This is a genomic window from Amycolatopsis oliviviridis (assembly GCF_014654365.1).
GTDB lineage: Bacteria > Actinomycetota > Actinomycetes > Mycobacteriales > Pseudonocardiaceae > Amycolatopsis > Amycolatopsis oliviviridis.
This window is the reverse complement of record NZ_BNAY01000001.1, coordinates 1,604,535-1,617,419: the sequence shown is the minus strand read 5'-3', so window position 1 is coordinate 1,617,419 and position 12,885 is coordinate 1,604,535. Positions and strand designations below refer to the sequence as shown.

Sequence of the window (12,885 nt, the reverse complement as noted above, 5' to 3'; positions counted from 1 at the left end):
CTTGACGAACACGGCTGCGTTCGTTCATTGTATGACACCATGCGTTCGATATGGCGAACAACCACTCGTGTCCTGGGGCGCGATCTTCTCCGTGACATCGGGCTGGTCTGCCTCGCCGACACCATTGTCGGCATCTCCTACGGCGCGATCGCGGTGGGCTCCGGCTTCCCGATCTGGGCGCCGATGCTGCTTTCGGTACTCGTCTTCGCGGGCGCCTCGCAGTTCATGTTCGTCGGCATCATCGCCGCGGGCGGCAGCCCGGTCGCGGCCGTCGCGGCCGGGCTGCTGGCCAACGCGCGGCATCTGCCGTTCGGCTTCGCGATCGGCGACGTCCTGGGCAAGCGGTGGTCGTCGAGGGTCGTCGGCAGTCACCTGATGATCGACGAATCGGTCGCGTTCGCGCTGGCCCAGCGTGATGAGGAGCGGCGCAAGGCGGCGTACTGGGTGTGCGGGATCGGGCTGTTCGTGTGCTGGAACGTCGGCGTCCTCGCCGGGGCGTACGCCGGGACCGCGATCAGTGACACCGACGCCTTCGGCCTCGACGCGGCCTTCCCGGCGGTCCTGCTCGCGCTGGTCCTGCCGTCGCTGCGCGACCGCGCGGCCCGGCTGCCGGTGTTCCTCGGGGTGGCCGTCGCGCTGGCCACGACGCCGTTCCTGCCCGCCGGGCTGCCGGTGCTGCTCGCGCTGGTCGGCGTGCTGGCCGGAGTGGCCGCGAAGGAACCCGCCGAACGCGAACCCGAGGGAGTGCGCTGATGGACCCGCTGGACCTGATCATCGCCGGTGGCGTGCTCGCCGCCGGGACCTTCGCCTTCCGGTTCGCCGGGCCGGTGCTCAAGGCGCGGTTCACCGTGTCGCCGAAGGCAGAGAAACTGATGGCGCGCTCGGCCGTCGTCCTGCTGGCCGCGCTGGTCGCGGTCGCCGCGCTCACCGAAGGACACGAGTTCGCCGGATACGCCCGGCCCGCCGGTGTCCTGGTCGGCGGCGTGCTCGCCTGGCGCAAGGCACCGTTCGCGCTCGTCGTCGTGGCGGCCGCCGCGACCGCCGCCCTGCTGCGGCTCGCCGGGGTCCCCTGACCTGGCCGTTCCCCGGGGCGCCTAAGCTTAGGGGAAGGTCTTTCGGGAGGTCCGGTGGCGATCGCGACGGGGGCACGGCCGGTGGTCGGCGTGCTCGCACTGCAGGGCGACGTGCGGGAGCACGCCGCGATGGTGGAGCGCGCCGGTGCCCGTGCGCTGCCGGTCCGCCGCGCGAGCGAACTGTCCGAAGTGGACGGTCTGGTGCTGCCGGGCGGCGAGTCGACCACCATGTCGAGGCTGCTCGAGACCTTCGAACTGCTCGAACCGCTGCGGGAGCGCATCGCGGGCGGCCTGCCCGCGTTCGGCTCCTGCGCCGGGATGATCCTGCTCGCCCGCCAGGCCCTCGACGGACGGCCTGACCAGCAGCAACTCGGCGGGCTCGACGTCGTCGTCCGGCGCAACGCGTTCGGTCGGCAGGTGGATTCGTTCGAGGCCGATCTCGACTTCACCGGCATCGAAGGCGGTCCGGTGCACGCTGTGTTCATCCGCGCCCCGTGGGTCGAAAAGGCGGGTGACGGGGTGGAAGTACTCGCCAGTGTCCCCGAAATGCCGGGCTCGGACGACGCGGCCGCTAGGATCGTCGCGGTCCGGCAGGGGGCGGTACTCGCCACGTCGTTCCACCCCGAACTCACCGGGGACGAGCGCGTGCACAGGCTGTTCGTCGACCTCGTGCGGCAGGCTTAAGCAAAACCGGTGCTCAGCGGCGGGCACAGGAGTAGATGGAGGAGAGATGAGCGGCCACTCCAAGTGGGCCACCACGAAGCACAAGAAGGCCAACCTGGACGCGAAGCGCGGCAAGCTCTTCGCCCGGTTGATCAAGAACATCGAGGTGGCGGGACGCACCGGCGGTGGTGACCCGGACGGCAACCCGACGCTCTACGACGCCATCCAGAAGGCCAAGAAGAACTCGGTCCCGCAGGACAACATCGAGCGCGCCCGCAAGCGCGGCGCCGGTGAAGAAGCCGGTGGCGCCGACTGGCAGACCATCACCTACGAAGGCTACGGCCCGAACGGTGTGGCCGTGCTGATCGAATGCCTCACCGACAACAAGAACCGCGCCGCCATGGAGGTCCGGACCGCGCTCACCCGGAACAACGGCTCCCTCGCCGACCCGGGTTCGGTCGCCTACATGTTCAACCGCAAGGGCGTCGTGATCATGCCCAAGGGCGAGGCCGCCGAGGACGACGTGCTCTTGGCCGTCCTCGACGCCGGCGCCGAGGAGGTCAACGACCTCGACGAGAACTTCGAGATCGTCTCCGAGGCCACCGACCTCGTCCCGGTCCGGAAAGCCTTGCAGGAAGCCGGTTTCGAGTACGAGTCCGCGGATCTCACCTTCCTGCCGACGGTCAGCGTCCCGCTGGACGTCGAAGGCGCGAAGAAGGTCTTCAAGCTCATCGACGCCCTTGAGGATTGCGACGACGTGCAGAACGTTTACGCGAACTTCGACGTATCGGACGAGGTCATGGCCGAGGTCGGCTGACGGTTGCTCGCGACGACGTGCAGAACGTTTACGCACTGCGCCGGATTCCATGTATCGGATGAGGTCATGGCCGAGGTCGGCTGATCGTTTTTCCCGCCATGCCGCGGAAAATCGGTCCCGGGACTAGGTACGGGCGCTCGCGTGGGGCACAATGTCGCGCGTGACGACCTCCGAAGCCGATGCCCTCACCGCCGAAGAAACCGAACTGATCCAGTGGATCGAGTCGCAGGCTCAGGCGAGAGGGAACGCGGTCATCGCGGTCGACGGCGACGAGAACGACGCGCCGTTCTGTTTCACCGCGTGCGCCTGGGCGCTGCACAACGTGGCGGAAGCGGTCGTCATCGGACTGCCCGGGCAGATGGGGCCGGTCCTGCTCGACGCCTACGTCGACCGTGCGGCCGCCGGCGAGATCTTCGAGGTCGGCAAGCGCTACGACGATTTCTTCGAAGGCGCGGCGGTGGTCTTCGAACGGGTCGCGAAGGGGCACTATCCCGAGTACTTCGGGAGCGCGTTCCTGATCTACCCGGACGGGGACTTCCCGGCGCTGCAGCTGATCGTCGCCACGCCGGACGGGCACTTCCCCTGGCATCCGGACGCGCCGGAAGGCTTCGCGCAGTACCAGCCGGTGCTGACGGAATCCGGCGATCCGGAGAGCTGGACGCCGGGCGTCGACGGTCCTTGAGGTCCTCTCGGCGCGGCACCCTGGTCGTTTGAAGTACGTGAAGGCCCCCTTCATTGCGCTAGGCGCAATGAAGGGGGCCTTCACGTACTTCAGAAAGGCGCATTCAGAGGACTAAATGCCCGCTCACTCGAGCCACGGAGCCAGGTCTTCCGCAGCCTCCGGCCATTCCGCCGCCAAAGCCGCCGCCGAGCGGAACTCCACACTGTCGTCCGTATAAGGCGGCACCACCACGGTCCCGACCAGGCTCCACTCACCGGTACTCACCGACGCCTGCCAGACCCCGGCAGGCACCCCCACCTGCGGACGCTGACCGGCCGCGACGTCCGGACCCAGCACCGGCCGTGCGATCCGGCCGTCCGGATACAGCAGCAGCATCCGCACCGGCGCCCCGGCGTGGTGGGCGTAGATCTCCAGCCGGTCCAGCCGGTGCGGCGCCGATGTCTCCGGCGGGACGAGCAGGTAGTAGATCGCGGAGGCGGTCTCGTCACGCCAGCTCTGTGCCCAGCGGCCGCCCTCGACGGGCAGCGGCTGGAGACCCAGATGGGCGGTGAAGTCGTCGGGGCTCGGCATGTCCTCATCTTGCCGGGAGGCACCTCCGGGTAGCCTCGGATCTCGAACTGATGTTCGCCGGAGCGGAGGAAAGCGTGCGGGTACTCGGGGTCGACCCCGGTCTGACCAGGTGCGGGCTCGGAGTGGTCGACGGCGGCACGGGCCGCACCGTCCGCGCCGTGGCCGTCGACGTCGTGCGGACCCCGCCGGACGCCGATCTTTCCGTGCGGCTGCTGGGGATCTCCGACGCCGCCGAGCGGTGGATGGATCGCTACAAGCCCGAAGCCGTCGCCGTGGAGCGGGTCTTCGCGCAGCACAACGTGCGCACCGCGATGGGCACGGCGCAGGCGGGCGGCGTCGTCGCGCTCGCGGCCGCGAAACGCGGGCTGCCGGTCGTGTTCCACACGCCGAGTGAGGTCAAGGCCGCCGTCACGGGCTCCGGCCGCGCGGACAAGGCGCAGGTCACCGGTATGGTCATGCGACTGCTCGGCCTCGAGGTCAAACCGCATCCGGCGGACGCCGCGGACGCGCTCGCGCTCGCGATCTGCCATCTGTGGCGCGAACCGATGCGCGTCCGGCTCGCCGAAGCCGAAGCCAGGGCGGCCGAGATCGCCAAGAACCACAAGGCCAGGCTCGCCGCCGCGGCACAGCGCGCCAAACAACAAGAAGCGAAGACGCAGGGAGCGGCTCGATGATCTCCTCGGTACGTGGAGAAATCCTCTCCATCGGTCTCGACCACGTCGTGATCGAGGTCGGGGGAGTGGGCTTCGCCGTGCAGGCCACCCCCGCCACCCTCGCGACGCTTCGCCGCGGCGAGCAGGCGATGCTGCACACCGCGCTCGTGGTCCGCGAAGACTCCTTGACGCTGTTCGGTTTCGCCGACGCCGACGCCCGCGAACTGTTCGGCCTGCTGCAGACGGTCTCCGGGATCGGCCCGCGGCTCGCGCTGGCGACGCTGGCCGTCCTCGACCCCGACAAACTGCGGTCCGCGCTGGTCGAAGGCAACATCACCGTGCTCACCCAGGTGCCAGGTATCGGCCGCAAGGGCGCCGAGCGGCTCACCCTCGAACTGCGCGACAAGGTCACCGCGCTCGCCGGCCCGACCGACGGCTCCCCGGCCGTCGTCGCGCCCGGCGCGCTGCGCAACGAGGTCGTCGAGGCGCTCGCCGGTCTCGGCTTCCCGGCCAAACAGGCCGAGCAGTCCGTCGACAAGGTGCTCAGCGAGGGCGAAGGCCACACGACGTCCTCCGTGCTGCGCGCCGCGTTGGCCACCCTCGGGCGTAAGCGGTAACCCGTCACATGGACTATGAGGCCGTGACGGAATTCGAGGCCGACGAGACTCTTTCGGCTTTGCCACAGACCGGCGAACGCGAGGTCGAGACCACGCTGCGCCCGCGCAAACTGGACGAGTTCGTCGGTCAGCCGCGGGTGCGTGAGCAGCTCGAACTCGTTCTGGAGAGCGCGCGACGCCGGGGTGTCCCGCCGGATCACGTCCTGCTCTCGGGCCCGCCGGGGCTGGGCAAGACGAGTATGGCGATGATCGTCGCCGCCGAGCTCAACGCCGCCATCCGGATCACTTCGGGACCGGCGCTGGAACGCGCGGGCGACCTGGCCGCGATGCTGTCCAATCTCGCGCCGGGCGACGTCCTGTTCATCGACGAGATCCACCGCATCGCCCGTCCCGCCGAGGAGATGCTGTACCTCGCGATGGAGGACTTCCGCGTCGACGTCGTGGTCGGAAAGGGGCCCGGCGCCACCAGCATCCCGCTGGAGATCGCGCCGTTCACGCTGGTCGGAGCCACGACGCGATCCGGTTCGCTGACCGGTCCGCTGCGCGACCGGTTCGGCTTCACCGGCCAGATGGAGTTCTACAGCGACAGCGAACTGGAACTCGTCGCCCGCCGCGCCGCCACGATCCTCGACGTCGACATCGACCGGGACGGCTGCGCGGAGATCGCCCGCCGGTCCCGCGGCACACCCCGGATCGCGAACCGGCTCCTGCGCCGGGTGCGCGACTACGCCGAGGTCCGGGCCGACGGCAAGGTCACGCGCAAGATCGCGCGCGCCGCGCTGGAGGTCTACGACGTCGACGAACTCGGCCTCGACAGGCTCGACCGCGCGGTGCTGACCGCGCTGGTCCGGTCCTTCGGCGGCGGCCCCGTCGGCGTTTCGACGCTGGCCGTCGCGGTGGGGGAGGAACCGACTACGGTGGAAGAGGTGTGTGAGCCTTACCTGGTCCGCGCCGGTATGCTCGCCCGCACTCCTCGCGGCCGGGTCGCCACGGCGGCCGCGTGGGAACATCTCGGCCTGCCGGCTCCGGCCGGTGCCACCCGGGGCGAGCAGGGCGGCCCGAACCTGTTCGACCAGGACTGACCGGACCGTTCACGAGGTCCGGGGCCCGTGGTGGCGACGGGTGGTGGTGGAGTTTCCGCTGGCACCTGGCACACTCGGGTAGAGCACACCCCGCCAAACCGGACAAAACAGCGCACCGCGCGGCGTCCGCTCGAAATGGAGAATCATGAACCAGTTATTGCTGCCGCTGCTCCTGATGCTCGTTGTGGCGATTCCGCTCGTCATGGGCACCCGTAAGCAGAAGAAGGCGGCGGCAGCGCAGCAGGAGCTGCTCTCGAGCCTCGCTCCCGGTGACCGGGTGATGACCACCTCCGGTCTCTACGCGTCTGTCGCCGACGCCTCCGCCGACACCACGATCGACCTCGAGATCGCTCCCGGCGTCGTGACCACCTGGCTGCGCCAGGCCGTCCGCGAGAAGGTCGAGCCGGTCGTCGAGACCGACGAGGACACCATCGACGACGAGGCCGTCGTCGAGGAGCCGGTCGTCGAGTCGAAGGACGACGAGCGCGTCGAAGAGAAGACGGGCGCGCAGATCGCTCCTCCGCTGGAGCACGGCAAGAAGTAGCGGTTGTAAGGCCATCCCCGACACCAGACTTTCGTAGGTGCGGGGCCAACGCCGGGCTCACGCAGCACCGAGTAGTGTCTCGGTGCTGCGTGCGTGTCCGTCGTCATAGTCGTGCCCGTTCACCGGGCATCGTCATCGAGGCAGGTTCGCGGTACCACCGGACTCCCGTCCGGCGAGTGAACAGCCAAGTCCATTGGGGAAAACCCAGTCCGTCCGAGGAGACCGAAGCACAGTGGCCGCACCGGCCGGGCATCTCCGCCCGGGACGCTATCTCGCCTTCTTCGCCCTGATCGTGGTGGCGCTGTACGCTCTGGTGTTCTTCACCGGTAGCGGCAAGCCGACGCCGAAACTCGGCATCGATCTGCAAGGCGGCACGAGGGTCACCCTGTCCGCCCGTAATCCCGACGGCGGCGATCCTCCGCGAGAGTCCCTCGAACAGGCCCGCTCGATCATCGAGCGCCGGGTCAACGGTATCGGCGTCGGTGGCACCGAGGTCGTCCTCGACGGCAGCAACGTCGTCATCACCGTTCCCGGTGAGCAGGGCGACCAGGCCAAGACCCTGGGCAAGACCGCGAAGCTGGGCTTCCGGAAGGTCGTGACGTCGCAGCCGGTGACCCCGGTTCCGCAGCCGTCGACCCCGCCGACCTCGGGCGCCCCTTCATCGGCGCCGCCGGCGTCCTCGGGTGCCCCGGGCGCGAGCGCCCCGCCGAGCAGCCCGGCCAACGGTGGCGGTGGCGCCGCCGGTGCGCCGCAGCAGCAGCCCGGTGGCGACTCCGACGAGCAGACCAAGAAGGAGATCGAGGAAGCCCGGAGTCTCCGGCAGAACCCCGATCTGCTTTCGACGGACCAGGCGAAGCAGGCCGCGGCCGCCGAGAAGGCCTTCGCGGCCCTCAACTGCGACCCCAAGGTGACGGACCCGCTGGTCGGCAACGACCTCACCGACAAGCCGCTGGTCGCCTGCGGTGACAAGAACACCGCGAAGTACCTGCTGGAGCCGGAGTTCCTTCCCGGAACGGAGATCTCCGACGCCTCCTCGGGCTACGACACCCAGAACTCCCAGTGGGTCGTCAACCTGAACTTCAAGGGTGAGGGCTCCCGGATCTGGGGCGACTTCACCTCGAAGAACGTCCAGAAGCAGGCCGCGTTCGTCCTCGACACGCAGGTCGTCTCCGCGCCGACCATCCAGTCCGCGATCCTGGGCGGCCAGACCCAGATCACCGGCCGGTTCAGCCAGTCCGAGGCGAAGGACCTGGCGGACGTGCTGAAGTACGGCTCGCTGCCGCTGTCGTTCGAATCCTCGGACGCGACGACGGTGTCCGCGACGCTGGGTCTCGCGTCGCTGCAGGCGGGCCTGATCGCGGGCGGTATCGGCCTGCTGATCGTCTTCATCTACTGCTTGTTCTATTACCGGCTGCTCGGTGTGCTGACGATCCTGTCGCTCGCGTTGTCGTTCTCCCTCGTCTACGCGGTACTGGTGTTGCTGGGGCGGTGGATCGGGTACACCCTCGACCTCGCCGGCGTGGCGGGCTTGATCATCGCGATCGGTATCACCGCCGACTCGTTCGTCATCTACTTCGAACGACTAAAGGACGAAATCCGGGAAGGCAGGACATTCCGGTCCGCGGTGCCGCGCGGCTGGTCCCGTGCCCAGCGCACGATCCTGGCGTCCGACGCGGTCAGCTTCCTCGCCGCGGCGATCCTGTACTGGCTGGCCGTCGGTGAGGTCAAGGGCTTCGCGTTCACCCTCGGTATGTCGACGGTGCTCGACCTCGTCGTGGTCTACCTCGTGACGCACCCGCTGGTCGCCTTGATCTCGCGGTCGAAGTCGAAGGTCCTGTCCAACCCGAAGAACCTCGGCCTCGGTGCCGTGCAGCAGGTGGGCTCGGAGCGCAAGGCGGCCCGTCCGGCCGCCGGCCGCCCGAACGTCAAGGAGGCGTGACCGTGGTCGACGAGAACACCACTACCGCGGGAAAGCGGGAGAGCATCTTCCGTCGCCTCTACGTGGGCACGGGCGCGTTCGACGTGGTCGGCAAGCGCAAGCGCTGGTACCTCTTCTTCGGGGCGCTGGTCCTGGTCTGCGTCGCGTCGATGGGGATCAAGGGGTTCAACTTCGGGATCGACTTCGAAGGTGGCACCCAGATCCAGATGCCGGCCAACGGCAAGAACGGGCAGATCACCGAGCAGCAGGCCAAGGACGTCTTCTCCGAGGCGCTGGGCAGGCCCGCCGACGAGGCGCAGAAGGTCGGAACGGGCGGTTCCTCGACGATCCAGCTTCGTTCGGAAACGCTGGAGACGTCCGAGGTCAACAAGCTCAAGGAAGCGCTGTTCGAGAAGCTGGGCCCGATCGGGTCCACCGGGCAGCCGAGTGTCCAGGCGATCAGTGACAGCGCGGTGAGCGCGTCCTGGGGCGGGGAGATCTCGCGGCAGGCGTTGATCGCGCTCGGGGTGTTCCTGCTGGCGGTCACGCTGTTCCTGGCGTTGTACTTCGACACCCGGATGGCCGCCGCGGCACTGATCTCACTGCTGCACGACATCGTGGTGACGGCGGGTGTGTACTCGCTGGTCGGCTTCGAGGTCACGCCGGCGACGGTCGTCGGTCTGCTGACGATCCTCGGGTTCTCGCTGTACGACACGGTGGTGGTGTTCGACAAGGTCCGCGAGAACACGCGCGGCCTGCTCGGGCTCACCCGCCGCACGTTCGGCGAGGCGGCCAACCTGGCGCTGAACCAGACGCTGATGCGGTCGTTCAACACCGCGCTGATCGCGATGCTGCCGATCCTCGGCCTGCTGGTCGTCGGGTACATCCTGCTCGGCTCCGGCACGCTGCAGGACCTCGCGCTGGTGCAGCTCACCGGCACCGTGGTCGGCGTGCTGTCCTCGGTCGCGCTGGCCACCCCGCTGCTGGTGGACCTCAAGATGCGTGACCCGAAGTTCCGCCAGCAGGCGGATCGGGTCCACGCGCGGCGCGCGAACCAGGCCCGCAAGGCCGCCGAGCGGGACGACGACGACTTCGACCCGAACGACGAGGACGCCCTCGCCACCGAACTCCGCAAGGAGAAGGCGTACGCCGCCGCGGCGAGCGTCCCGGCGCGGAACCAGAAGGCCCACAAGGGCCGTCCGTCTGGGAAGCGCAAGAGGTAACTCCCGGTTTCAAGCGCTATGAAGGGGCCTTTCATTGCAAATTTTGCAATGAAAGGCCCCTTCATAGCGACCGGCCACGAACACCACGCAAGCTGAGAGCAGGAAGTACATGGAGCTGGACAAGGCACTCGACCTCATCGCCGACGTGCCGGACTTCCCGGAACCCGGCGTGCTGTTCCGGGACCTGAGTCCGCTGTTCGCCGACGCGGCGGGCTTCAAGGCCGTCACCGACGGACTGGCCGCCACCGTCGATCCCGGCGCCGACCTGCTGGCGGGCGTGGAAGCGCGCGGGTTCCTGCTGGCCGCCGCCGTCGGCTACGCCCGCGGTCTCGGGGTCGCGTTGATCCGCAAGCCCGGCAAGCTGCCCCGGGTCGCGGGCAGGGTCGGGTACACGCTCGAATACGGCACGGCGACCGTCGAACTGCCCGAAGATGTCGTCCAGCCGGGCCAGCGTGTCGCCGTTCTCGACGACGTGCTCGCCACCGGAGGCACGGTCGCGGCCACCTGCAAGCTGCTGGAGGACGCGAAGGCGCAGGTCACCGGTGTTTCGGTGGTCATGGAACTCGGCGCGCTCGGCGGTCGTTCCGTGCTTGAGGGGCGTCGTGTGGAGGCCCTCCGGGTGTGTTGAACGGGCGTACCAAGTGAGCCGCGAGGGGGAGCGGTTACCCTTGATGTCCGAAGGCCGCACGAAGCGCAGGAGGTGCGGGTGAGCCAAGAGCTCGATGCCGCGGTGTCCTCGAAGGACGGCACCGAGCAGAACGGTGCGGCGCGACAAGGGGCAGCGCCGACACCATCCGCGACGCGCCGGGTCCGTGCCCGTCTCGCCCGCCGGATCACCGCGCAGCGCGCCGCGCCGGTCAAGCAGGTCCTCGAACCGCTCGCCGTCATCCACCGCGAGCTGCATCCCAACGCGGACCTCGCGCAGCTCCAGCGCGCCTACGACGTCGCCGAAGAACTGCACCGAGAGCAGCGGCGCAAGTCCGGCGACCCGTACATCACGCATCCGCTCGCGGTCGCGACCATCCTCGCCGAACTCGGCATGGACACCACGACACTGGTCGCGGCGCTGCTGCACGACACCGTCGAGGACACCGGCTACTCGCTGGAGAGCCTGAAGTCCGACTTCGGCGAGAAGGTCGGCGAGCTCGTCGACGGCGTCACCAAGCTGGACAAGGTCAAGCTCGGCACGGCCGCGGAGGCCGAGACCATCCGCAAGATGGTCATCGCGATGGCGCGAGACCCGCGGGTGCTGGTCATCAAGCTGGCCGACCGGCTGCACAACATGCGCACGATGCGCTTCCTGCCGCCCGAGAAGCAGGCCCGCAAGGCTCGCGAGACCCTGGAGGTCCTCGCCCCGCTGGCGCACCGGCTCGGCATGGCGACGGTCAAATGGGAGCTGGAGGACCTGGCCTTCGCCATCCTGCAGCCGAAGAAGTACGACGAGATCGTCCGCCTCGTCGCCGATCGCGCGCCCTCGCGCGACACGTACCTGCGGTCGGTGATCACGGACCTGACCAGCCACCTCGAAGGCTCGCGGATCACCGCGAAGGTCGAGGGCAGGCCGAAGCACTACTACTCGATCCACCAGAAGATGATCGTCCGCGGGCGCGACCTCGACGACATCCACGACCTGGTGGGCGTGCGGATCCTGGTCGAGGACGTCCGCGACTGCTACGCCGCGATGGGTGTCGTCCACGCGTTGTGGCAGCCGGTCCCCGGCCGGTTCAAGGACTACATCGCGCAGCCCCGGTTCGGCGTCTACCAGTCGCTGCACACCACGGTGATCGGCCCGGACGGCAAGCCGCTCGAAGTCCAGATCCGGACCTACGAGATGCACCGCACCGCCGAGTACGGCATCGCGGCGCACTGGCGGTACAAGGAGACCAAGGGCACCCACAACGGGAACGCCATGGACGTCGACGAGATGGCGTGGATGCGCCAGCTCCTCGACTGGCAGCGGGAAGCCGCGGACCCGGGTGACTTCCTGGAGTCCCTGCGCTACGAGCTCGCCTCGCGCGAGATCTTCGTGTTCACGCCCAAGGGCGACGTGATCACGCTGCCGGTCGATTCGACCCCGGTCGACTTCGCCTACGCCGTGCACACCGAGGTCGGGCACCGCTGCATCGGAGCCCGCGTCAACGGCAGGCTCGTCGCGCTCGAGCGCAAGCTGGAGAACGGCGAGGTCATCGAGATCTTCACCTCGAAGGCCGAGACGGCGGGCCCGAGCCGCGACTGGCTGCAGTTCGCCGGTTCGCCCAAGGCCCGCGCGAAGATCCGGCAGTGGTTCGCCAAGGAACGCCGTGACGAGGCGATCGAAGGCGGCAAGGAGGCCATCACCAAGGAGGTCCGCAAGGTCGGCCTCCCGATCCAGCGGCTGGTCTCCGCCGAATCGATGGGCGCGGTCGCCACCGAACTGCGGCACCCGGACATCAGCTCGCTGTACGCGGCCGTCGGCGAGGGCCACACCAGCGCGAAGCACGTCGTGCAACGCCTGGTCGCACTCATCGGCGGGGTCGACGAGGCGGAAGAGGAACTCGCCGAGCGCGCGACACCGTCCACGGTCACCCGCCGCCGCGGCTCGAACGACGTCGGCGTCGTGGTGAAGGGCGCCAGCGACATCTGGGCCAAGCTCGCCCGCTGCTGCACGCCGGTGCCGGGCGACGAGATCCTCGGCTTCGTCACCCGCGGCGGTGGTGTCAGCGTGCACCGCACCGACTGCACCAACGCCGACGACCTACGGGCCCAGCCCGAAAGGCTGGTCGAGGTCGAATGGGCACCGTCGGCGTCCTCGGTGTTCCTCGTCGCGATCCAGGTCGAGGCGCTGGACAGGCACCGCCTGCTCTCGGACGTCACCAAGGTGCTCGCGGACGAGAAGGTCAACATCCTGTCCGCGTCGGTGACGACGTCACGCGACAGGGTCGCGGTCAGCCGGTTCTCGTTCGAGATGGGCGACCCGAAGCACCTCGGACACGTGCTGAAGGTGGTCCGAGGTGTCGAAGGCGTCTACGACGTCTATCGGGTGACGTCGGCGTCCTAAGCGCGA

14 protein-coding genes are annotated in these 12,885 nt (G+C 68.8%); 13 read left to right on the top strand and 1 reads right to left on the bottom strand.

Features of this window, described 5'->3' with window-relative positions; translation table 11 throughout:
- The first annotated feature begins 39 nt into the window (after positions 1–39).
- From IE302_RS07055 to IE302_RS07035, 5 genes are all read left to right on the top strand, one after another.
- Positions 40–753 (top strand): AzlC family ABC transporter permease, encoded by a 714-nt coding sequence (locus IE302_RS07055; RefSeq protein WP_191252827.1) that lies wholly within the window; start codon positions 40–42, stop codon positions 751–753.
- Positions 753–1,073: an AzlD domain-containing protein gene (locus tag IE302_RS07050; protein WP_005159089.1), complete on the top strand. Its 321-nt coding sequence runs from the start codon at positions 753–755 to the stop codon at positions 1,071–1,073. The genes IE302_RS07055 and IE302_RS07050 overlap by 1 nt, the downstream gene beginning before the upstream one ends.
- 54 nt (positions 1,074–1,127) lie before the next feature.
- Positions 1,128–1,757 (top strand): pyridoxal 5'-phosphate synthase glutaminase subunit PdxT, encoded by a 630-nt coding sequence (gene pdxT, locus IE302_RS07045; RefSeq protein WP_005159088.1) that lies wholly within the window; start codon positions 1,128–1,130, stop codon positions 1,755–1,757.
- 46 nt (positions 1,758–1,803) lie between these two features.
- On the top strand, positions 1,804–2,553 hold the full coding sequence (locus tag IE302_RS07040; RefSeq protein WP_191252825.1) for a YebC/PmpR family DNA-binding transcriptional regulator: 750 nt from the start codon (positions 1,804–1,806) through the stop codon (positions 2,551–2,553).
- A 151-nt stretch (positions 2,554–2,704) separates the two neighbouring features.
- A complete protein-coding gene (locus tag IE302_RS07035) occupies positions 2,705–3,235 on the top strand; it encodes a DUF4262 domain-containing protein (protein ID WP_191252823.1) in 531 nt (176 codons plus the stop codon).
- A gap of 123 nt (positions 3,236–3,358) precedes the next feature.
- On the opposite strand, the gene IE302_RS07030 is transcribed toward IE302_RS07035, so the two are convergent.
- Positions 3,359–3,805, bottom strand: coding sequence for a cupin domain-containing protein (locus IE302_RS07030; RefSeq protein ID WP_191252821.1), 447 nt, complete (start codon positions 3,803–3,805; stop codon positions 3,359–3,361).
- A 74-nt stretch (positions 3,806–3,879) separates the two neighbouring features.
- Here IE302_RS07030 and ruvC point away from each other — a divergent pair, with 74 nt between their 5' ends.
- The 8 genes from ruvC to IE302_RS06990 all read left to right on the top strand — a co-directional run bounded on the left by ruvC (position 3,880) and on the right by IE302_RS06990 (position 12,879).
- On the top strand, positions 3,880–4,479 hold the full coding sequence (gene ruvC / locus IE302_RS07025; RefSeq protein ID WP_191253165.1) for a crossover junction endodeoxyribonuclease RuvC: 600 nt from the start codon (positions 3,880–3,882) through the stop codon (positions 4,477–4,479).
- Positions 4,476–5,075 carry a Holliday junction branch migration protein RuvA gene (gene ruvA / locus IE302_RS07020; RefSeq protein WP_005159080.1) on the top strand — a complete coding sequence of 200 codons (600 nt, stop codon included), beginning with the start codon at positions 4,476–4,478 and terminating at the stop codon, positions 5,073–5,075. Before ruvC ends, ruvA begins: the two co-directional genes overlap by 4 nt.
- 8 nt (positions 5,076–5,083) lie before the next feature.
- A complete protein-coding gene (gene ruvB / locus IE302_RS07015) occupies positions 5,084–6,157 on the top strand; it encodes a Holliday junction branch migration DNA helicase RuvB (RefSeq protein ID WP_191252819.1) in 1,074 nt (357 codons plus the stop codon).
- Positions 6,158–6,302: 145 nt separating this feature from the next.
- On the top strand, positions 6,303–6,701 hold the full coding sequence (gene yajC, locus IE302_RS07010) for a preprotein translocase subunit YajC (protein WP_184891723.1): 399 nt from the start codon (positions 6,303–6,305) through the stop codon (positions 6,699–6,701).
- Between the two features lie 232 nt (positions 6,702–6,933).
- Positions 6,934–8,640, top strand: coding sequence for a protein translocase subunit SecD (secD, locus tag IE302_RS07005; RefSeq protein WP_191252817.1), 1,707 nt, complete (start codon positions 6,934–6,936; stop codon positions 8,638–8,640).
- A complete protein-coding gene (secF, locus tag IE302_RS07000; protein WP_191252815.1) occupies positions 8,637–9,842 on the top strand; it encodes a protein translocase subunit SecF in 1,206 nt (401 codons plus the stop codon). Before secD ends, secF begins: the two co-directional genes overlap by 4 nt.
- Positions 9,843–9,951: 109 nt before the next feature.
- Positions 9,952–10,470 (top strand): adenine phosphoribosyltransferase, encoded by a 519-nt coding sequence (locus IE302_RS06995; protein WP_191252813.1) that lies wholly within the window; start codon positions 9,952–9,954, stop codon positions 10,468–10,470.
- Between the two features lie 78 nt (positions 10,471–10,548).
- Positions 10,549–12,879 (top strand): RelA/SpoT family protein, encoded by a 2,331-nt coding sequence (locus IE302_RS06990; protein ID WP_191252811.1) that lies wholly within the window; start codon positions 10,549–10,551, stop codon positions 12,877–12,879.
- Positions 12,880–12,885: the final 6 nt, after the last annotated feature.